Source organism: Arthrobacter sp. SD1074B (assembly GCF_056780195.1).
This window is the reverse complement of the sequence record NZ_JBRAZT010000003.1, coordinates 116208-134667: the sequence shown is the minus strand read 5'-3', so window position 1 is coordinate 134667 and position 18460 is coordinate 116208. Positions and strand designations below refer to the sequence as shown.

Here is an 18460-nt window from a genome sequence, read left to right as displayed (position 1 = left end):
GTTTCTGAAGGAGATTCCCCGATGCTCAGCCCCCGGATACCGGATCTCTCCGCCCTGGAAATGCTCGCCGCGGTCCATGATCTGGGATCCCTCTCCGCCGCCGGGAAACGCCTTGGACTGTCCCAGCAGGCTGTCTCCTCCCGGATGCGTTCCCTGGAGTCCCAGATCGGATCCGCCCTGCTGACCCGGACACCGCGGGGATCCACCCTGACAGAATCAGGTGCACTGGTCGCAGGGTGGGCGGCGGAGGTCCTCGCAGCCGCGGAACGCCTGGACGCCGGAATCGCCTCGCTCCGATCCGACACCGCCCGGCAACTGAAGGTCGCGGCCAGCCAGACCATCGCCGAACACCTGCTGCCGCTCTGGCTGGTCGCGCTGCGCCGCCAGCAGGAGAGCCTCGGACTCGTCCCCACCGTCGTGGAGTTGACGGTGAACAACAGTGAAGCCACCGTAGCCCTGGTCCGATCCGGACAGGCAGCCATCGGCTTCATCGAAAGCCCGCACCTCCCCCCGGACCTGAGCGCAGCGGCGGTACAGAACGATGACATGGTCCTGGTCGTCGCCCCGGAGCACCCCTGGGCCCGGCGCCGGACCCCCGTCACAGCAGCCGAACTGGCAGCAACCGCGCTGGTCACCAGGGAACACGGCAGCGGCACCCGGGACGCCCTCGAGCACCTGCTCACCGCCGCAGGGGCCCCGCCCCTGGCAGATCCGCTGGTGGAACTCTCCACGACGGCGGCCGTCCGCTCCGCCATCGCAGCCGGCACGGCCCCCGGAGTACTCAGCGCACTGGCCGTCCGCGACGACCTCGCCCTGCAACGGCTCATCGCCGTTCCCGTCCGCGGGCTACCCCTGCGCCGCACCCTGACCGCCCTTTGGCAGACCGGCCCCACACCACCGCCCGGACCGGCCCGTGACCTGGCAGCCATCGCCGCCAGAGCTGTCCCGGGAGCCGGCACCCGCCGTAAGTCATGAAACCAGGCGACTTCGCGAAGTAGGGAGGTTGGGCTGCCTAAAACGACCGTATCTGCTACAAACCAGCCGACTCAATTGTCGTTTTTCGAAGTCGTCTGCACTGGCATCCGCGGTAGCCCGGGGGTTGTGCAGGCGGGTTTGAACACGCGTCTGTTCAAACCCGCCTGCACAACGGGCATTCTGTCTCAAAGCCGTCTGCACTACCTTTAACTATGGCTTTGAGGCGCCGACACGGTCGTTGCCGGCATGAATGAAGAGGAACCGCCGATCGTTGAGCGTGGCCTGCTGGCCATGTCCGATCCGGAGTGGGATGAGGCAGTGCGACAGGCTGCGGTGATTGCTCCCTTGGCTGCGTTGGATGTTGTCGGGCAGGGGGCAGTCAATGATGCTGTTGCGCTGCTGGGTGTGTCGCGTCGGCAGGTTTACGTGCTGATCGACCGGTACAGGCGCGGCACCGGCAGAGTCACGGATCTGGTTCCTGGCCGATCGGGCGGCGGCCGCGGAGGCGGCCGGCTGACGCCACCGGTGGAAGCGGTGATCGACGAGCTGATCCGCAAACGCTATCTGAAGCGGCAGAAGCTTTCCCTGGCGGTGGTTCACCGCGACATCGTCCGCGCGTGCACGGAGGAGGGATTGCCTGCCCCGTCGCGCAGCACTGTTGCCCGCCGCGTCGCTGAATTGCATCCAGCGACCGTCGCCCGCCGTCGGGAAGGCGCGGACGCCGCCCGTCCGCTGCAGTCGGCCGGAGGTATCGTTCCGGAAATCTCCGCCCCGTTGGAACAGGTCCAGATCGATCACACCGTGATTGATCTGGTCATCGTGGACGAGCGCGATCGACAACCGGTCGGCCGCCCGTATCTGACCGCGGCCATCGACGTTTACAGCCGCTGCCTGGTCGGCATGGTGGTCACTCTTGAGCCCCCATCGGCAGTTTCCGTCGGGCTCTGCCTGGCCCACGTGTGCAGCGACAAGCGTCCGTGGCTGGAGGGCTTGGGGAGTGGAGGGGACTGGCCGATGAGCGGCAAGCCGCGGCTGCTGTACCTGGATAACGCGTCCGAATTCAAGAGTGAGGCCCTGCGCCGCGGCTGCGGACAGCACGGTATACAACTGGACTACCGACCCCTGGGGCGGCCGCACTACGGCGGCATTGTGGAGCGGGTGATCGGCACGGTCATGGCGCAGATCCATGAACTCCCTGGGACGACGTTCTCCAATCCCGTGGAACGACGAACCTATGATTCGGAGAAGACTGCCGCATTGACGTTGAATGAGCTGGAGCGATGGCTGGCCCTGGCTGTGGTTTCCTATCACGGCAGCATCCATAGCGGCCTGGCCCAGACACCTGCCGCACGCTGGGATCAGGGCATCACCGAATTCGGGAAACCGCTGGTGGTCACCAGCCCCACGGCGTTTCTGGTGGACTTCCTGCCGGTGCTCCGCCGCAAGCTCGGACGCACCGGTTTCGTCATCGACCACGTGCATTACTTCGCCAACGTGCTCAAGCCCTGGATCGCCCGACGGGACCGGTTGGATCGGTTTGTCATCCGTCGGGATCCTCGTGACATCAGTAGGATCTGGGTGCTGGATCCGGAGGGCAACAACTACGTTGAAGTCCCGTACCGGACCCTGTCGAATCCTGCGGTGACACTGTGGGAACACCGCCAGGCTGTAGCGCGGCTGCGCGAGCAGGGGCGTGCGCAGGTCAACGAGCAGGAGCTGTTCCGCATGATCGGACAGATGCGCGAGATCGCCAGCACCGCGCAGCGCGATACCCGGCGGTCGCGCAGGGATCGGGAGCGCCGGAGCCAGCTGAAATCCGGGCACAATCTCAATGTTTTGAAACCGCCGCCGGACGGGACGGCCGGCGAACCTCCGCAGGCCGCGCCGTTTGATGACATCGAGGAGTGGTAGCTGTGGATGAATATCCTTTGGAGGACCTGTCCCATCTCCAGGACTCCGCACGGGAAACAGCACGGTTGCCGGGGCCGGAACGGACCCAGCGGATCCGTGCCGACCGATGGATCGGCTACCCCCGCGCCCAGGAAGCCCTCGCCCGGCTCCAGACCTTGTACGAGTGGCCGGTCAGGCAGCGCATGCCCAACCTGTTGCTGGTCGGGCCGACCAACAACGGCAAGTCAATGATCATCGAAAAATTCCGGCGCCGGCATCCATTAGTTTCCGGACCCGACCGGGAACTAATCCCGGTGCTCAGCGTGCAGATGCCCTCCGATCCCTCGGTCGCCCGCTTCTACGCCGCGTTATTGGCGGCAACGGGAGCTCCCGTCCAACCGCGCCAGCGGCTGGCCGAACTCGAACGGTTAGCCGTGTTCCTGCTGCGCGAGGTTGGGGTGCGGATTCTGGTGATTGACGAACTGCATAACGTGCTGGCAGGCAGGGAGAGCGGCCGCCGGGAGTTCCTGAACCTGCTACGGTTCCTGGGAAACGAACTGCGGATCCCCCTGGTAGGGGTCGGAACCCGGGAGGCCTACCTGGCCATCCGCTCCGATGACCAGCTCGAAAACAGGTTTGAGCCCATGACCCTGCCCTTATGGGAGGTCAACACCGACCTGTTGTCCCTCCTGGCCAGCTTCGCGTCATCCTTCCCGCTACGCCAGCGCTCGGATCTGGCCACCGAGGATATGGCCCGCTACCTGCTCACCCGCAGCGAAGGGACCATCGGCGAACTGACCATGCTGCTGACCGAGGCAGCCGTGGCGGCCGTAGACAGCGGCGAGGAATCCATCAACCACCGGACGCTGACCCTGGCAAGCTACGACGGTCCCGCTGCCCGGCGCCGCAAGTTCGAACGCGAACTGATGTGATGCCCCCGCCGCGCTGGCCCCTACACCCGGCCCCAGCAGAGGCCGAGGCCCTGTCCTCCTGGCTGAACCGGCTGGCCTGCACCTACCGGATGGACACCTCCGCGCTCCTGGAACACGGGCTGGGCCAAGGAAGAATCCAGGACCGGCAACTCGACGAGAACCCACCGGCCACTCTGCTGACGGAACTGGCCAGGTGCAGCGGCGTCGGCCGGGACCGGCTCGGTGCGATGAGCCTGGCCGGCTGGATACCGTGGCTGTTCGACAGCCTGGAACCTGACCCCGAGGCCTACAAAACCTACGTCCATCAGTTCTCCATGCTGCTGCCGCCCGGACGGCGCACACTCTACAGCCCTCCTCGGTGGCTGCCGTGGATCCCGGAACACGGGCCCCGCAAGGCCTGCCCGGACTGCCTGCAATCCCCGGAACCCGCGGCGCTTCTGCTTTTCTGGCAACTGCCACTCATGCTCAGCTGTCCGCGGCACGGCCGCCGCATCGAAACCTACGAGGGCCTGCCCCCCGACTACCTGCGCTGGACCTCCGCGACCGCTGACCCGCCCTCGACCCGGGACGCAGTCACACTCATGGACCGGCGAACCTGGCAGGCAATAACGACAGGATCAGTAGACCTGCCCCGCCGCCGCGTTCACGCGGGCATCTGGTTCCGGCTCCTGCGCACCCTACTGGACGAGCTCTCAACCGCCCAAGGACGATACGGGCGGCAGTTGGCAGAGGTCCGCCTTGTCTGGGAGTACTGCGGTCACCCGTTTCGGGCAGGCATGCATGCGTGGCGCCCGTTCGAGAACCTGCACTGGGAGAAGCAAAAGCAACTGCTCGAAGCCGCCGCCGCCACCATGGAACTCATCGAAGCCGGCACACTCAGGGCATTCGGCACCTCGGCAGACCTCCTGCTGCCCGAGCCCGCCAGCAGGATCGGCGACGGAACCCCGCCCAACCGACCGACAGCAACGGCCGCCAAACGGACAGCAACTGCCAGCCACCGTTCGGAAGCAGCGCCGGGCGACGTGTGGGAGCAGGCGTTCGCTGCGCTGGAGGAAATCGTTGCCGCAGCCAGAGAGGACCCCGCAACCGCCCAACAGTTCTACAGCTTCGCACTGTATGGATGCCGGGATGAAGACTCCGTCCGACGCCTTCGGCAGACCTTCGCCGAACTTCAGATACCCCTCAACTTTCTGTCACAAACAAAAGATCAGCCACCCTTTGCATGACTTAGAATAAATTACGGGTTAAGTGACATCTACTGATTCCAGCGGGACTCGGAATCACGCTGTCACTTAAACGAACGTATAAATGACATAGGAGAACTGTTGTGCTGGTTGGATATATGCGCGTCTCCAAGGCCGACGGATCCCAGACCACGGACCTTCAGCGCGATGCGCTCTTGGCCGCCGGCATCGCCCCCGACTCTCTCTACGAGGACAGGGCCTCCGGAAAGAAGGAAGACCGGCCAGAGCTGGCCGCCTGTCTCAAAGCCCTGCGCCACGGTGACACCCTGGTCGTCTGGAAGCTCGACCGGCTGGGCCGGGACCTGCGGCACCTGGTCAACATCGTCCACGACCTCACCGAACGCGGCATCGGGCTGAAAGTCCTCACCGGGCAGGGCGCTGCCATCGACACCACCACCGCCTCAGGCAAGCTCGTCTTCGGGATCTTCGCCGCCCTCGCCGAATTCGAACGTGAACTCATCTCCGAACGCACCCTCGCCGGACTCGCCTCCGCCCGGGCCCGCGGCCGCAACGGCGGCCGACCCTACAAAATGACGCCCGCCAAGGTCCGGCTCGCCATGGCATCCATGGGCAAACCCGAAACCAAAGTCAGCGACCTCTGCACCGAACTCGGCATCACCCGCCAGACCCTCTACAGGCACGTCTCACCGACCGGGGAACTGCGCCCCGACGGTGAAAAGCTCATCTCCCCAAAGGGTCGGTGAAGTTACCGGGCCACCACCGATGTCGGTGACAGAACCATCTGTCACCAGTGTCGTCTGCTTGCGGGCGTCAATGTCGCGAGGCGGAGACTTCCCGAGGGGACTAGGTGACCGTGAGTTGGGTGTACATGCCGGCGGCGTAGTGGCCGGGGAGGTTGCAAACGAGCTCATAGCGCCCTGGCGGCAACGTGACGGTGACCCAGCCTGACGCGCCGGGAAGGATTCCTTGCCCGGTGCCTTCGGCGCAGGTGTTGGACGCTTCCCCGAGACTGCCCGCCTCATCGATTTTGGCGTCCGCGCCGATCGGGCGGGTACCGGGTATCTGGCTCTCGGGAAGGGGAAGGATGACGAGTTCGTGGCTGATGGTGCCCGCGTTGGTGACCAGGAAGGATACCGGGCCGTGCGCCACAGTGTTTCGGTCTGCCGTCATTCGCATGGCGCCGCCCATCATGCCGTTGGGCCGGCGCATCATGGGTCCGCCCATGTTGGTCAGTGAAACGGAGACGACCGGTCCAGGAAGATTCGGTGCCACGCAGCGGGTGCGGGACAGAAAACCGGTGCCCCCGGGGTTCACAACACTGCCCACAACGCCGACCGCCACGAGGGACAGTGCGGTCAGAAGAATCACAGATGTGATTCCGAGGATGATCTGGCCGCGGCGGCTCAACGAGTTCAATCCTGGCGCCTGAGCGCTGTGCGACGGGCAGTGAACTCCTGCTCGTCGATTTCCCCGCGGGCGAAGCGCTCAGTAAGAATACGCTCAGCGTCGTGGTGCGGCGGCCGCTGTGCGGCCGGTCCCTCACCCGGATGGGGGCGCCGGAGCAGGAGCACAACGACAGTGACTACTCCGCCCCAGAAAATCAGCATCAACACGGCCATGGCTACCCACGCGCCGATACCCCAGCCATTCCCGTCCCAGCCATACATCATGATCAGACCTCCTCTGGCGAAACTACGTCGGTCCCGCTTCCCGGAACAGTGCCCAAAGGCCCGGCGGGTTTATGGCGGGTATATACAGTCTGCTTCAGGGGCCGGCGGCGGCAGCCATGCTCCGATGCGCATGCGGACACAATGATCTCTCTTTTCGCGTCCCATGAGCCGCCGGTCCGGAGGCCGGCCGGGTTTCAGGCGGTTTGGAGCTCTTTCAATGCGGCCCGGAGCCGGTCATCGGCTTCGCCGGCGACCAGGGCGACGGCAGGGGCGTCACTGAGCTTGACCATTGTCTGCGGGTCGATCGTTTGGATGACGGTCGCGTTGGCGTCGCTGCCACGACGGATGACGACGTTGCACGGAAGGAGCAGGCCCATGTCCGGTTCCGCGGTGAGAGCGCGCTGGGCCAGGGCGGGATTGCAGACACCCAGGATGAGGTAGTCGCCCAGGGCCTGTCCGCTCTCCTCCCCGAGCTTGGTCTCGAAGGTTGAGCGGACATCGATTTCGGAGAGGACACCGAAGCCCTGGCCCTGGAGTGCCTCCCTGGTCCGGCGCACCGCTTCCTCGTACGGCAGGGCGACGGTGATGGTGTGTGCGTAGCTCATGGTTATGCTCCTTCATTGGGTTCACTGTGAGTCAATGACGCCGCATCGCCGTATCACTGCTGCGGAGGACCCCGGGTTCACTGATGTCCCGTCCGCCGGACGGCTGGAATCCGGCTCCGGAGCCCCACAACAGGTCAGCCGCGCCCGTCAGCGCGGCTGCGGTTCCGGCGCCGCCGAGGGTGAGGGCAGTGCGTCGGCGGACAGGCCGCATCAGTTGTCGCCCTTGAGGGTCCTGAGTCGCTCGTGGTACTCCTCCGCTGTCAGCTCGCCTCTGGCAAAACGTTCATCCAGGATCTCTCTGGGTGTGTCTCCACTGCCCGCAAGCCCGGCGCCTCTGCCGTCCGGGGATCCCGCGGATCCGCCGCGGCGCCTGCCGGCAGAGAACCATATCCCGAGACCGGCAAGCAGCAGGACCCCGACGATCAGCAGCAGCCAGAACATCCACGTCCAGCCCATGCCGGATCCGTATCCACCCATCATTTACTGTCTCCTTATCCCGCGAAACCGGTACTGACCGGCCTGCAGTGATATTTATGAGGCTACACCTTAATACCCGTAGGGGTATATGCTCGAGCGTTCTCGTGGACGTTCTTGAAAATGTCCTCAATGCGGTCCCGCCGGCCTTCGAGCCTCAGGACTCGCACCGGGGCCACACAGGCTAGCGAAGTATCAAGCTGGCCAGCACGGTGATCAGACCCAGAAGAAAGAGCAGGAGGCGGAGGAAGGCGCCCGTGTATTCGACGGCTTTGATCTGGGCAGGTTCCGCGGGTCTCGGAAGGCCGTAGAGAGCTGTGCCGAGCCACAGCTGGTACCGGCGGACTTCGTCACGGAAGATCGACCACACGACGGCGAGGACCACCATGGCAAGCCCGAGCTCCACGGTGATGCCGCTACGGGCGGAGGATGATGTCCCGATCCCGTATGAGGCGGCAACATCAAGACCAGCCGCGGCCAGCAGGACGCAGCCGGTCAGTTCCCAGCGGCGCACCGTACGCCTGGCCGGGGTGTTCTCCGGACGTCTCCGGGCGCCCTGCCGACCCGGGCGGTTCAGGGCAATCCAAGCCGCGATGGCCGTGAAAATGATGAAGCCCCCGAGCAGGACCATGAACGGGTCACGCATGGCGCGGTCAGGGGGCGTTGGCGGGGCGGAACGTAATTCCGCCGTCGGTGGAGACGACGAGTCCGCTTGCCGTAGCGGCCCAGATCGACAGGGTTGCCTCCGGGCCCTTCACTGCCGCCACTGCCTGGACCGTGCCCTGGATTTTGCCCTTTCGGGTCCAGGTCGCGCCGGCGTCCGCGGAGGTGTGGACTGTCCCGCCGGGTTCGACTCCAACGGCCTCGGCGGGGCTGGCGAAGGCGGCGAACTGGACCACGGGTCCGGAGTCCACCATGGTCCAGGTTTGACCGCCGTCCGTTGAGCGGCGGATCCCCTGTGGCGTGGTGGCCAGGACGGTGTCGCTGGTGGGGTTACCGGCGAGGACGGCCGGGACGAAATCCGCGGCCACCGTGTTCCAGGTATTGCCGTCCGGGCTGGTGCGAAGTGCGCCGTCAAAGCCGACGATCCCGGATTTGGTCGCGGTGAGCGCGTGGAAGTCGGATTCACCCTGTCGGGAGAGCTGTTCCCACGTTTTACCGGAGTCGGTTGACCTGATCAGCCCGATCGGGTTGGGAAGGCCGGAGCCTTCCCCGGGGTGTCCGGATGCGTAGAGGACGCCGTGGTCGGTGCCGGCGGTGAATCCCATCAGGTCGTTGGTGGCGCCGAGTTTGGCAGCTGGTTCTTTCGTGACGTCGAACAGGCCTTCGTGGGTGGCCAGGAGCACCTGGCCGGTTTCGCTGCTGACGCTCAGACCGTGAATGTGCGCGTTAGGCAGTCCGCCGCCGGTGCCGGCCGGTGAGGGTCCTGCCGTGCCGGAGGCGGGACTGCAGGCCGAGAGGGCGAGGATGAGGCCGGCGCCGGCTGCCAGGATGGCGGCGGCGCGGCGGCGGGTATGGCAGGGGTTGGGCATGGTGGCTCCAGGGATTCAGGCGGGGCGTGGCAGGGCGATGGCGCCGGCCTGTGAAGGGCCGGCGCCGGAGGACCCCGGTCAGAGGGTGGCCAGCAGGTCCTGCATTTCCTTGATTTCGGCTGTCTGGGACGTCACGATTGCCTTGCTCAGCTGGATGGCATCGGGGTTCCTGCCTTGACTGATTTCAGTCGTGGCCATCGCCACGGCGCCCTGGTGGTGGGCGATCATCCCGGTCAGGAACAGCTTGGCCGCTTCGCTACCCTGGGCGGTGTCGAGCTTCTTCAAGTCATCATCGCCCATCATCCCGTCGCCCATGCCATGGCCGGAGGCCATCTGCGCCGGTTCGTTCCAGCTCTTGAGCCAGCCCGTCATCTGCTCAATCTCGGGGGCCTGGGCGGCTTTGATCTTGGTGGCGAGAGCGGTGATCCGGGCATCCATGCCCTGCTTCTTGAGCATCATGTCGCTCATTTCCACGGCCTGGGCGTGGTGCGGGATCATTCCCTGCGTGAACATGGTGTCCGCAGCGTTGTGGTCCGAGGCGGACGGGGCGGAGCTGGAGGACATCCCCATCCCGTTTTGGCCCATGCCCGGCATGGAGCTGGCAGGTGTACTTCCGGAGGTCCCGGCGCAGCCCGCAAGGGCTATGACGGAGGCAAGGGCAAGGGCAGAAATGGTCAGAGTTTTCTTCATGGAGTTCAAGTCCTTCAATCATCAAATCGTCGTTGTTGCACGACTGCGGAGAATACGCCCACAACGGGCCGGAACAGCCGGCAGGTGCGTATCGGGTAAGCGGGGCGCGCCGGGCAGGGCACGGCGCAGCTTGGCCGTTTACGTCCGGCTGATGGAAAGTTGGCCCGGAGAAGGACTTCGCGGAATGAACCCGTACCCGGTGTCGGGAAGGCCGGTGATGGGCCCGCTGCTGGAAGGGAGGGGGGTCGTGCCCGGCGGCGGAGCTGCCAGTGTCGTGGTCCCGAGAGAGGGGACGCAGTTCCCGCCCATGGCGGAGATCATCGTGCACCCGCCCGTATCGGCGCATGACGGTCCTGGTGCGTGCGTGATACCCGGAGCTGCAGTGGTCCCCGTGACCGCGGTGATGTCCGCGACGTGGTCGGGGTGCGCCGGCATGGCATGCAGCGCCCCGGTGTCGTGACCGGTGGCCGCCGCCGGCATGGCGTGCGTGCCGATCATGATGTGCATTCCCAAAATGCCGGCGACGATCGCCAGCAATCCCGCGAGAAGGGCACCCCGGCGGAGAGACGCCGTGGCGCGCCCGGATGAGATGGCGGTCATGGTGTTCCTCCTTCCGTGCGGTCTGGTTGGCTTCAAGGTTACCGGCCCGGGATGCGCCCGGGTGGCTGACGGGTTTAGCGGACCTGGGCGGGATTGAGTTTCAGCCGGCGCAGGAGCTGGGCGTTCAGGGCGACGACGATGGTGGAGACGGACATCAGCACGGCGCCGGCGGCAGGGGAGAGCACAACCCCGGCGAAGGCCAGCACGCCGGCGGCCAGCGGGACGGAGATGATGTTGTAGCCGGTGGCCCAGATGAGGTTCTGCCACATTTTCCGGTAGCTGGCCCGGGACAGGTCCAGCATCGACAGGACGGCCCGGGGATCGTTGCCGGCCAGGACCACGCCGGCGGATTCCATCGCGACGTCGGTGCCGGCGCCGATCGCAATGCCGACTTCGGCCCTCGCCAGGGCGGGGGAGTCGTTGACGCCGTCCCCGACCATGGCGACCTTGAGTCCGCGGGCCTGGAGTTCGGCGACCTTCTTGTCCTTGTCGGCCGGGAGGACTTCGGCGAACACCTCATCGATGTTGAGCTCTTCCGCGACAGCGCGGGCGACCTGTTGGGCGTCACCGGTGATCATGGCGACCTTGATGCCACGGCCCTGCAGGGCCTTGACGGCCTGGCGGGACTCGGTGCGGACGGCGTCCTCGAGGCTTACGGCCCCCAGGATCCTTTGCCCGTCAATGACGTGCAGTACGGCCGCGCCGCGGTCCATCCACGCCCGGGTGGTAATTGCCAGTGCCGGCGGTTCTTCCAGGTCGAGGTCCCGGAGCAGAGCCGGGCCGCCGACCTGGACGGTCCTGCCGTCGACCGTGGCGCGGACACCGCGGCCGGTCATGGACGAAAATCCGGAAGCCACCGGAATCTTCAGCGTCTGTTCTTGGGCGGCCCGGACGATGGCCCGGGCCACCGGGTGCTCGCTGTCTGCTTCAACGGCTGCGGCAAGTGCCAGGAGATCGTTCCGGTCCACACCCTCGGTGGCGGCGACGTCCTTGAGCGCGGGTTCGCCCTTGGTGAGGGTCCCGGTCTTGTCGAAAAGTACGACATCGACGGTGCGCATGCGCTCCAGGGCCATCCGGTTCTTGATCAGGACACCGGCCCTGGCCGCCTGCTCCGTGGAGATTGCGATCACCAGGGGGATGGCCAGGCCCAGGGCATGAGGGCAGGCGATTACGAGCACGGTGACGGTGCGGGTGACGGCGTCGGGAACGCTGCCCAGCATTGACCAGACGATGAACGTGATGACGCCTGCGCCGGCGGCGAAGTAGAACAGGAACGCAGCGGCCCGGTCGGCCAGGGCCTGGGCCCTGGAGGAGGAGGCCTGCGCCTCGGCCACCAGCCGCTGGATCCCGGCCAGGGCAGTGTCATCCCCGACCGCGGTGACCTGCACGCGGACGGTGTTGTCGGTGGCCACGGTCCCGGCGATGACCTTATCCCCGGGTGAGCGGAGGACGGTTTTGGATTCGCCGGTAATCATCGACTCGTCGAACTCGGCCTGGCCGTCGACGACCATGCCGTCGGCAGGCATCCGTGCCCCGGAGCGGACCAGAACGGTGTCCCCTGCCGCGAGTTCGCTGACCTTGACGGTTTCCGTGCCCTCAGCGGTGATCCGGTCCGCCTCATCGGGCAACAGTGCGGCCAGAGCGTCGAGCGCGCCCCGTGCCGAGCCGAGGGCGCGCATCTCGATCCAGTGCCCCAGCAACATGATCGCCACCAACAGGGCCAGCTCCCACCAGAAGTCCAGGTCAAAACCGCCGATCCCGAGACTAGTCACCCAGGACGCGATGAAAGCGACACTGATGGCCATAGCGATCAGCAGCATCATGGCCGGTTTCCGGCTCTTCAGCTCCTCCAGGCCACCCTTGAGGAAGGGCTGCCCGCCGTAGAAGAAGATCACGGTGCCCAGCACCGGCGGAATCCAGGCCGAGCCGAGGAAAACCGGGGGCATGTAGCCGAGCAGATCCGCGAACATGGGGCTGAAGTAGACCACCGGCACGGACAGGGCCAGCGTGACCCAGAACCTCTTCTTGAACATCGCAACGCTATGTCCGGCATGCTGGCCATGGGTATGCACCATGTGCTCGTCGTCCATGCCATGGCCATGGACGGCGTGGGCGTCAGGTGCATGCGCGACGGCGGACCCGCCGTGCGGAGCGTTTGGTGCGTCCTGCCGGGCGGAAGGTCCGTTGTGGTGGTCCTGGTCCATTGCTGTGCTCCTTAGGAATTTTGCCGGTGCCGGCGGCCCCGGGGCCCACCCGCGACGGGTGCGCCACCGGGATTACGGGCTGGGCGTGAAGCTGTATCCGGCGCCGGTCACGGCGTCCCTAACCGCGTCTGCGCTGGCGGTCCCGGCTACCGCCAGGCGGGATGTGCCCCCGGCGACGAGTTCAACCGTCGCGGATTCCACTCCGTTCACGGAGGCGACTGCCTTTTCGACGGTCTGGACGCAGTGCCCGCAGGTTAGTCCCTCAATCGAGTAAATGGAACCGCCGGCCGTGGGCGGCGGCGTCGTTCGGGCCCCGGTTGAGCAGCAGCGGCAGCCGGACCGCTCCGGCGCGGCGAGGGGAAGTTCGGTCCGCATCTCTGTTCCGCACATGTCAGCTGGGTCCTTTACGAGAAGGAGTGATGGGGTGCTGGGGTTGAACGGCTGTGACGGCCCGGCGAATTCCGCGGAGCCTGGACAAACCAGTTCACTGACAACACCCTAAACATACCCCTAGGGGGTATATGTGGCAAGCAGGTTCGGGCGTGATGTTCCCCTCATGCGATGCGCCGGCGTTGTTTTGGATCAGGGATGAGATGCACTAGCCTAATAAGTGCGCATATAAGCACGTATTGGCGTATCGGTGGTGGTTTCGAGGAGTCCCTTTGATTGAAGTTCTGGCCGTTCCGGCCTACCGGAAGCTGTTTTCGGCCCAGGTTGTGGCCCTGCTGGGCACCGGGCTGCTGACGGTGGCGCTGGGCCTGCTGGCCTTTGATCTGGCCGGCGGCCAGGCCGGCGCCGTTCTGGGCACGGCACTGACGATCAAGATGCTCGCCTATGTGTTCGTTGCCCCGTTGATGGCGGCACTGGTGGAGCGGCTGCCGAAAAAGGCGGTGCTGGTCGGGGCGGACCTGATACGTGCCGGTATCGCACTGATGCTGCCGATGGTGGATCAGGCGTGGCAGATCTATGTCCTGGTCTTCCTGCTGCAGAGCGCCTCGGCTACTTTCACCCCGGCGTTCCAGTCCCTGATCCCGGTCATCCTCCCCGATGAACGCCAGTACACCCGCGCCCTTTCCCTCTCGCGCCTTGCCTACGACCTGGAGTCGCTGGTCAGCCCAGCCCTCGCCGCAGCGCTGCTGACCGTATTGTCCTTCCACGATCTCTTCCTCGGGACCGTGGCCGGATTCCTGTTCTCCGCAGCCCTCGTGGTCACGACCAGGCTGCCGCGAGCCGCTGCCGTGAAGCAGGAAGGGACGCTGTGGCACCGGACCACCCTGGGCACGCGGATCTTTGCCCGCAACCCTGAACTGCGGGCCCTGATGGCCCTGAATCTTGCCGTCGCGGCCGCCACCGCCCTGGTGCTGGTGAACACGGTCGTCTATGCCCGGGACATGTTCGGCGGTTCCAACGCCGACGTCGCGGTCGCCCTGGCCTGTTTCGGTGCCGGGTCGATGCTCGTCGCGCTGACCGCGCCCAGGATCCTGGACCGGGTGGCGGACCGGGTCCTCATGCGCGCCGGCGCCGTGCTGCTCTCCGCTGGCCTCGTCGGGGCTTTTGCCCTGCTCGCCGTGCCGGGGACCTGGCCGGTGCTGCTGGGCTTGTGGGTGGTTCTCGGAGCCGGGACCTCGATGATCAACACACCCTCCGCCCGCCTCCTGCGCCGGGCGGCAACCGAGAGTACCCGGTCCTACATCTTCACCGCCCAGTTCTCCCTCTCCCATGCCTGCTTCATCATCACTTATCCCGTCGCCGGCTGGATCGGCGCAGCAGCCGGCCAGCCGGTAGCAGCCGCCGTGCTGGCCGTCGTAGCTACAATCAGTACACTGGCGGCGTTCCGATTCTGGCCCGCAGCATCCAGAACCGGTCCTGTGCCGGAGACTGTGAAGGGCTGAGCCGGTGGAAAACGCACAACCCATTCCGGCCGCCAGCCTCAACCACCCCGACGCACCGGATGCCCGCCGGCTGGACGCGGCCACCGCCACGTTCCGGATGCTCTCGGACCCCACCCGGCTGCACCTGCTCTGGCTCTTGGCCCAGCAACCCTCCGACGTCGGAACCCTGGTCGAGCAGACCGGAGCCTCGCGCACCTCGGTCAGCCAGCACCTGGCCAAGCTACGCTTCAGCGGCCTCGTCACCACCCAGAAGCACAGCCGCCACGTCATCTACAGCCTCATAGACGGGCACCTGACCCGGCTCGTCATGGAAGGCCTGAACCACGCCGACCACAAAGTCACCGGCGAACCCGCCCACGACTGACCCGCACCGGGTCCAGTGCTGCCCCGAAGAGAGCCCGATCCTTATCGGCGCAGCAAAACGCCAAGGACACCGGCCAAGGTAGGGCTCGTACCAGACCTTGCACGACCAGTACAGGTCCCGCGCGGAGCCCAAACCATAAGCGGTGCAGACGACTTCTGACATTCCGTGCAGGCGACTTTGGACATTTCGTGCAGACGACTTCGAAAAATGACAACTCCAGAGACCCGGAAGCCGTGTCCGTGAAGATGCGGTAGCAGCCGGCCGCCTTCAACGCGTCCTGCTGCAGAGCCGCGTCTTGGTCCCCGGTCGATACCCGGGCGTAGCCCAACAGATGTCCCATGCGCCCAAATGTACCAATACCCGTCAACCAGCAGAAGAACCGGCACATAGAATTCGGCACTAAGTTCCGCTACAAAATTCGGGGGTGCATTGAACCTCTTCAATGAGTCGGCTGGGTTGTAGCAAATACGGTCATATGTGGCACTAGCGGAGCGTTACTCATTCCACCCGCCGGTTGCAGTATTCGTGGAAGGGGTTGTCCCCGGTGCCGGGTTCTGTGGTAAGAGGAGCACGGGGCAGGGGGATTGGTGTGCGATCTGGTCGCTGATGCTGGTGCCAAGGAAGGCCATCCAGGCGTGGTGGTGGCGGGATCCGAGGATGATGAGCTGGTCCGGGCCGGTGCGAGCCCGTTGCAGTATTTGCTTGCCGATGCTGCGGGCATCGGCGCCCACCAGGTCCGCCCCGGCGGTGATCCCGGCTTCGGTCAGGCTCAGCAGGGCGTGGTTGACCTGCTCCTGGGACCTGGACTTGTCCTCCATGGTCAGGTCCTGGCCTTCGATCCAGTCGTGGCCGATGAAATGGATGATTTCAACGGAAGCACCGGTCGCGACGGCGAGATCGCGTGCCTGCTCCAGGATTGCTTCGCTGTGGGGTGTGGTGTCGATGGCGACGAGGATGCGGGAAAACATGGTCTCTCCTGGGTGAAGGGTGGCTCAGGTGGGGTGGTTAGTTCAGTCCGGTGGCGTATTGGAGTCCGAGGCTGGTCAGGGTGACGATGATCCACAGCAACGCGCCCAGGAAAAGGGGCTTCATTCCGGCGCGGCGGAATCCGCCCAGATCCGTGGACAGGCCGATGGCCGAGAGGGCGACAGTGATCAGGAAGACCGAGAGTGTGCTCAGCCCGGGGTGGGCGGCGTCGGGGATCAGGCCGAGGGTGTTGATGGCGGCGATGAGGAGGAATCCGATCAGGAACCACGGCACGAGGCGGAACACATTCACCCGGGCCCGGGGAGCCGGTCCTGTTTCGGCAACCCCGCTGGCGGGGAGCCGGTTCCCGGTTTTGAGGCGGTGCCCGGCCCAGGCGGCGAGTCCGAGGCAGATGGGGATAATCATCAGGGTGCGGACGAGTTTGACGACGACGGCGAAGTTGGTGGCGGCGCTGCCGTAGCTCGCGGCGGTGGCGACGACGGAGGACATGTCGTTCACGGCGGTGCCGGCAAAGAGTCCGAAGGCGTGCTGGCTCATGCCCAGCAGGTGCCCGATCAGGGGGAAGGTCAGGACGGCGGCGATGTTGAACAGGAAGATCGTGGAGATCGCGTAGGCAACGTCAACACTGACGGCGCCGATCACCGGGGTGACCGCTGCGATCGCTGAGGCACCGCAGATTCCGGTGCCGACGCCGATGAGGGTACGCAGGTCCCCAACGATCCCCAGCCAGCGGCCCAGCAGGTAGGCCGCGGTCAGGCAGACGACCAGGGTGCCGAGCATGACGGGCAGGGATTCCAGACCGACTTGGGCGATCTGGGCTAGGGACAGCTGGGAACCGAGGACGACGACGGAGAGCTGCAGAATGAACTTGCCTGCTGTGTTGATGCCTGGCCGCAGGCGGTCTCCGGGTTTGATGAGCGTGGCCAGTGCCACACCGATGACGATGGCGCTGACCGGGCCGCCCACCAGCGGAACGAAACGGCCGATCACGGTCGCAACTACAGCGATCACCACAGCCAGGGCCAGTCCCGGGACCCTGGCCGCGGTCCCCGAACGCAGGCGGTGGAACCGCCCCGTTGCGCGATGAAGGTTGGGCACGGTTCCTGTGCCTGTGTCTGCTCCGGTGGGTGTGTGCATGGTTCCCATCCTCGCGTTCCCGCAGTCCCGTCAGTAGGGGGCATACACTTGTAGGGTCACAAGCCCCGCTTGTATGTTTGAGTATTAATGAAGGAAGAAGGACCTGCCATTCTGAGTCCGCGAATGCCGGAATTGTCGGCGTTGGAGATGCTGGTCACCGTCCAGGAGCTGGGAAGCCTGTCGGCCGCCGCTGCCCTGCTCGGGTTGTCCCAGCAGGGTGTGTCCTCACGGATGAGGGCATTGGAGACGCAAATCGGATCCACACTGCTGACGCGATCCCCGCGCGGGTCAAACCTGACGGATACCGGCGTGCTGGTAGCCGGCTGGGCCGCCGAGGTCCTGGCCGCGGCCGAACGCCTGGACACCGGGATCGCTTCCATCCGCTCGGAGAGCGCCCGGCAGCTGCACGTGGCGGCCAGCCAGACCATCGCCGAACATCTGCTCCCGCAGTGGTTGGTGAGGTTGCGCCGTCAGCAGCAGGCCCTTGGCTCGACCCCGGCCCGGGTAAGACTGAGCGTGACGAACAGCGCCGAAGCGGCTGCCATGGTCCGTTCGGGGGCGGCCGTGTTGGGTTTCATTGAAAGTCCCAACCTTCCCCACGATCTTGCGACGCAAACCGTGCAATACGACAGCATGGTCCTCGTCGCCGCCCCGGACCACCCATGGGCCCGGCGCCGCAGCAAGGTCAGCCCCGCCGAATTAACCCGCACACCACTGGTGACACGGGAGCCCGGCAGCGGCACACGCGAAGCACTCGAACACCTTCTCAACGCTGCGGCGGCAGAACCGATGCCCGCGCCGGCAGTGGAGCTATCCACCACCGCAGCCGTCCGGACAGCCATAGCAGCCGGAATCGGCCCCGGCGTCCTCTCTGCCCTGGCCGTACGCGATGACCTCCTCCTGCACCGGCTGGTCGCCGTACCCCTGTCCGGAATCACACTCCGCCGACCCCTGACCGCGATCTGGGCCTCAGGCGCCGCACTCCCCGCAGGACCGGCCCGCGACTTGGTCACCATCGCCGCCACTCCCCAGACCGACAAAACCACTCCGAATTGAACCGGACCAAAACAGCCGATGACCCGGTATACGAAACCGGGACCGAAGCACCCAAAGGCGACAAACGGTCCCTCAGAACCGCCATTCTGAGCTGCGAATCAACCGCCAATCAGAACGAACAATCACACCTGGCACCGTCATCGTGGCCTCCGCGAGGTCCGGTGAGACGTCTCGTATCCCATGGGTTTTGAGACAATTCAGCGTGTTGCGTTTAGGGCACGCGGGATTCTGTTGATCGAAGCAACAC

Annotated in this window: 21 protein-coding genes; 8 read left to right on the top strand and 13 right to left on the bottom strand. The window is 65.6% G+C overall.

Features of this window, described 5'->3' with window-relative positions; genetic code table 11:
- Positions 1-21: 21 nt before the first annotated feature.
- The 5 genes from ACUYM2_RS19075 to ACUYM2_RS19055 all read left to right on the top strand — a co-directional run bounded on the left by ACUYM2_RS19075 (position 22) and on the right by ACUYM2_RS19055 (position 5745).
- Positions 22-975 (top strand): LysR family transcriptional regulator, encoded by a 954-nt coding sequence (locus tag ACUYM2_RS19075; protein WP_024366864.1) that lies wholly within the window; start codon positions 22-24, stop codon positions 973-975.
- A gap of 246 nt (positions 976-1221) precedes the next feature.
- The gene (locus ACUYM2_RS19070) at positions 1222-2886 is read left to right on the top strand and encodes a Mu transposase C-terminal domain-containing protein (protein ID WP_481601592.1); all 1665 of its coding nucleotides are present in this window, start codon (positions 1222-1224) and stop codon (positions 2884-2886) included.
- A 2-nt stretch (positions 2887-2888) separates the two neighbouring features.
- Entirely contained in the window at positions 2889-3797 is a 909-nt protein-coding gene (locus tag ACUYM2_RS19065; protein WP_481601591.1) for a TniB family NTP-binding protein, read from the top strand.
- Entirely contained in the window at positions 3797-5023 is a 1227-nt protein-coding gene (locus tag ACUYM2_RS19060) for a TniQ family protein (RefSeq protein WP_481601590.1), read from the top strand. The genes ACUYM2_RS19065 and ACUYM2_RS19060 overlap by 1 nt, the downstream gene beginning before the upstream one ends.
- A gap of 101 nt (positions 5024-5124) precedes the next feature.
- Positions 5125-5745, top strand: a complete 621-nt coding sequence (locus ACUYM2_RS19055) for a recombinase family protein (RefSeq protein ID WP_481601589.1) — start codon at positions 5125-5127, stop codon at positions 5743-5745.
- Positions 5746-5845: 100 nt separating this feature from the next.
- Here the strand turns inward: ACUYM2_RS19055 and ACUYM2_RS19050 are convergent, their stop codons facing one another.
- The 10 genes from ACUYM2_RS19050 to ACUYM2_RS19005 form a co-directional block, all read right to left on the bottom strand.
- Complete coding sequence (locus ACUYM2_RS19050; RefSeq protein ID WP_481601588.1) at positions 5846-6418, bottom strand: sulfocyanin-like copper-binding protein; 573 nt, start codon at positions 6416-6418, stop codon at positions 5846-5848.
- The gene (locus tag ACUYM2_RS19045) at positions 6415-6672 is read right to left on the bottom strand and encodes an SHOCT domain-containing protein (protein ID WP_463886290.1); all 258 of its coding nucleotides are present in this window, start codon (positions 6670-6672) and stop codon (positions 6415-6417) included. The genes ACUYM2_RS19050 and ACUYM2_RS19045 overlap by 4 nt, the downstream gene beginning before the upstream one ends.
- 194 nt (positions 6673-6866) lie before the next feature.
- Positions 6867-7277 carry a DUF302 domain-containing protein gene (locus ACUYM2_RS19040; protein ID WP_481601587.1) on the bottom strand — a complete coding sequence of 137 codons (411 nt, stop codon included), beginning with the start codon at positions 7275-7277 and terminating at the stop codon, positions 6867-6869.
- Positions 7278-7487: 210 nt separating this feature from the next.
- The gene (locus ACUYM2_RS19035) at positions 7488-7757 is read right to left on the bottom strand and encodes an SHOCT domain-containing protein (RefSeq protein WP_301226316.1); all 270 of its coding nucleotides are present in this window, start codon (positions 7755-7757) and stop codon (positions 7488-7490) included.
- Positions 7758-7935: 178 nt separating this feature from the next.
- Complete coding sequence (locus ACUYM2_RS19030; RefSeq protein ID WP_481601586.1) at positions 7936-8397, bottom strand: hypothetical protein; 462 nt, start codon at positions 8395-8397, stop codon at positions 7936-7938.
- A gap of 7 nt (positions 8398-8404) precedes the next feature.
- A complete protein-coding gene (locus ACUYM2_RS19025) occupies positions 8405-9283 on the bottom strand; it encodes a F510_1955 family glycosylhydrolase (RefSeq protein ID WP_481601585.1) in 879 nt (292 codons plus the stop codon).
- Positions 9284-9361: 78 nt separating this feature from the next.
- Positions 9362-9973, bottom strand: a complete 612-nt coding sequence (locus ACUYM2_RS19020) for a DUF305 domain-containing protein (protein ID WP_481601584.1) — start codon at positions 9971-9973, stop codon at positions 9362-9364.
- Between the two features lie 138 nt (positions 9974-10111).
- On the bottom strand, positions 10112-10573 hold the full coding sequence (locus ACUYM2_RS19015; RefSeq protein ID WP_481601583.1) for a hypothetical protein: 462 nt from the start codon (positions 10571-10573) through the stop codon (positions 10112-10114).
- Positions 10574-10647: 74 nt separating this feature from the next.
- Positions 10648-12777, bottom strand: a complete 2130-nt coding sequence (locus tag ACUYM2_RS19010) for a copper-translocating P-type ATPase (RefSeq protein WP_481601582.1) — start codon at positions 12775-12777, stop codon at positions 10648-10650.
- A gap of 72 nt (positions 12778-12849) precedes the next feature.
- Positions 12850-13152: a heavy-metal-associated domain-containing protein gene (locus ACUYM2_RS19005; RefSeq protein ID WP_481601621.1), complete on the bottom strand. Its 303-nt coding sequence runs from the start codon at positions 13150-13152 to the stop codon at positions 12850-12852.
- A 287-nt stretch (positions 13153-13439) separates the two neighbouring features.
- Here ACUYM2_RS19005 and ACUYM2_RS19000 point away from each other — a divergent pair, with 287 nt between their 5' ends.
- Entirely contained in the window at positions 13440-14669 is a 1230-nt protein-coding gene (locus ACUYM2_RS19000) for an MFS transporter (protein ID WP_481601581.1), read from the top strand.
- Between the two features lie 4 nt (positions 14670-14673).
- A complete protein-coding gene (locus ACUYM2_RS18995; protein ID WP_481601580.1) occupies positions 14674-15033 on the top strand; it encodes an ArsR/SmtB family transcription factor in 360 nt (119 codons plus the stop codon).
- Here ACUYM2_RS18995 and ACUYM2_RS18990 read toward each other — a convergent pair.
- From ACUYM2_RS18990 to ACUYM2_RS18980, 3 genes are all read right to left on the bottom strand, one after another.
- Complete coding sequence (locus ACUYM2_RS18990; protein WP_481601579.1) at positions 15008-15373, bottom strand: recombinase family protein; 366 nt, start codon at positions 15371-15373, stop codon at positions 15008-15010. The genes ACUYM2_RS18995 and ACUYM2_RS18990 overlap by 26 nt on opposite strands.
- A 154-nt stretch (positions 15374-15527) precedes the next feature.
- Entirely contained in the window at positions 15528-16001 is a 474-nt protein-coding gene (locus ACUYM2_RS18985; RefSeq protein WP_481601578.1) for a universal stress protein, read from the bottom strand.
- Positions 16002-16038: 37 nt separating this feature from the next.
- Positions 16039-17118 (bottom strand): YeiH family protein, encoded by a 1080-nt coding sequence (locus ACUYM2_RS18980; protein ID WP_481601577.1) that lies wholly within the window; start codon positions 17116-17118, stop codon positions 16039-16041.
- A 162-nt stretch (positions 17119-17280) separates the two neighbouring features.
- On the opposite strand from ACUYM2_RS18980, the gene ACUYM2_RS18975 reads away from it, so the two are divergent.
- On the top strand, positions 17281-18213 hold the full coding sequence (locus ACUYM2_RS18975; RefSeq protein WP_481601576.1) for a LysR substrate-binding domain-containing protein: 933 nt from the start codon (positions 17281-17283) through the stop codon (positions 18211-18213).
- Positions 18214-18460: the final 247 nt, after the last annotated feature.

Excerpts from the sequence above, each read along its gene's own strand:
- ACUYM2_RS19035 (WP_301226316.1), bottom strand. The coding sequence starts at position 7,757 with ATGATGGGTGGATACGGATCCGGCATGGGCTGGACGTGGATGTTCTGG.
- ACUYM2_RS19015 (WP_481601583.1), bottom strand. The coding sequence starts at position 10,573 with ATGACCGCCATCTCATCCGGGCGCGCCACGGCGTCTCTCCGCCGGGGT.
- ACUYM2_RS19070 (WP_481601592.1), top strand. The coding sequence starts at position 1,222 with ATGAATGAAGAGGAACCGCCGATCGTTGAGCGTGGCCTGCTGGCCATG.
- ACUYM2_RS19020 (WP_481601584.1), bottom strand. The coding sequence starts at position 9,973 with ATGAAGAAAACTCTGACCATTTCTGCCCTTGCCCTTGCCTCCGTCATA.
- ACUYM2_RS19025 (WP_481601585.1), bottom strand. The coding sequence starts at position 9,283 with ATGCCCAACCCCTGCCATACCCGCCGCCGCGCCGCCGCCATCCTGGCA.
- ACUYM2_RS19075 (WP_024366864.1), top strand. The coding sequence starts at position 22 with ATGCTCAGCCCCCGGATACCGGATCTCTCCGCCCTGGAAATGCTCGCC.
- ACUYM2_RS19005 (WP_481601621.1), bottom strand. The coding sequence starts at position 13,152 with ATGCGGACCGAACTTCCCCTCGCCGCGCCGGAGCGGTCCGGCTGCCGC.
- ACUYM2_RS18985 (WP_481601578.1), bottom strand. The coding sequence starts at position 16,001 with ATGTTTTCCCGCATCCTCGTCGCCATCGACACCACACCCCACAGCGAA.
- ACUYM2_RS19010 (WP_481601582.1), bottom strand. The coding sequence starts at position 12,777 with ATGGACCAGGACCACCACAACGGACCTTCCGCCCGGCAGGACGCACCA.
- ACUYM2_RS18975 (WP_481601576.1), top strand. The coding sequence starts at position 17,281 with ATGCCGGAATTGTCGGCGTTGGAGATGCTGGTCACCGTCCAGGAGCTG.
- ACUYM2_RS19045 (WP_463886290.1), bottom strand. The coding sequence starts at position 6,672 with ATGATGTATGGCTGGGACGGGAATGGCTGGGGTATCGGCGCGTGGGTA.
- ACUYM2_RS18990 (WP_481601579.1), bottom strand. The coding sequence starts at position 15,373 with ATGGGACATCTGTTGGGCTACGCCCGGGTATCGACCGGGGACCAAGAC.
- ACUYM2_RS19060 (WP_481601590.1), top strand. The coding sequence starts at position 3,797 with ATGCCCCCGCCGCGCTGGCCCCTACACCCGGCCCCAGCAGAGGCCGAG.
- ACUYM2_RS19040 (WP_481601587.1), bottom strand. The coding sequence starts at position 7,277 with ATGAGCTACGCACACACCATCACCGTCGCCCTGCCGTACGAGGAAGCG.
- ACUYM2_RS19030 (WP_481601586.1), bottom strand. The coding sequence starts at position 8,397 with ATGCGTGACCCGTTCATGGTCCTGCTCGGGGGCTTCATCATTTTCACG.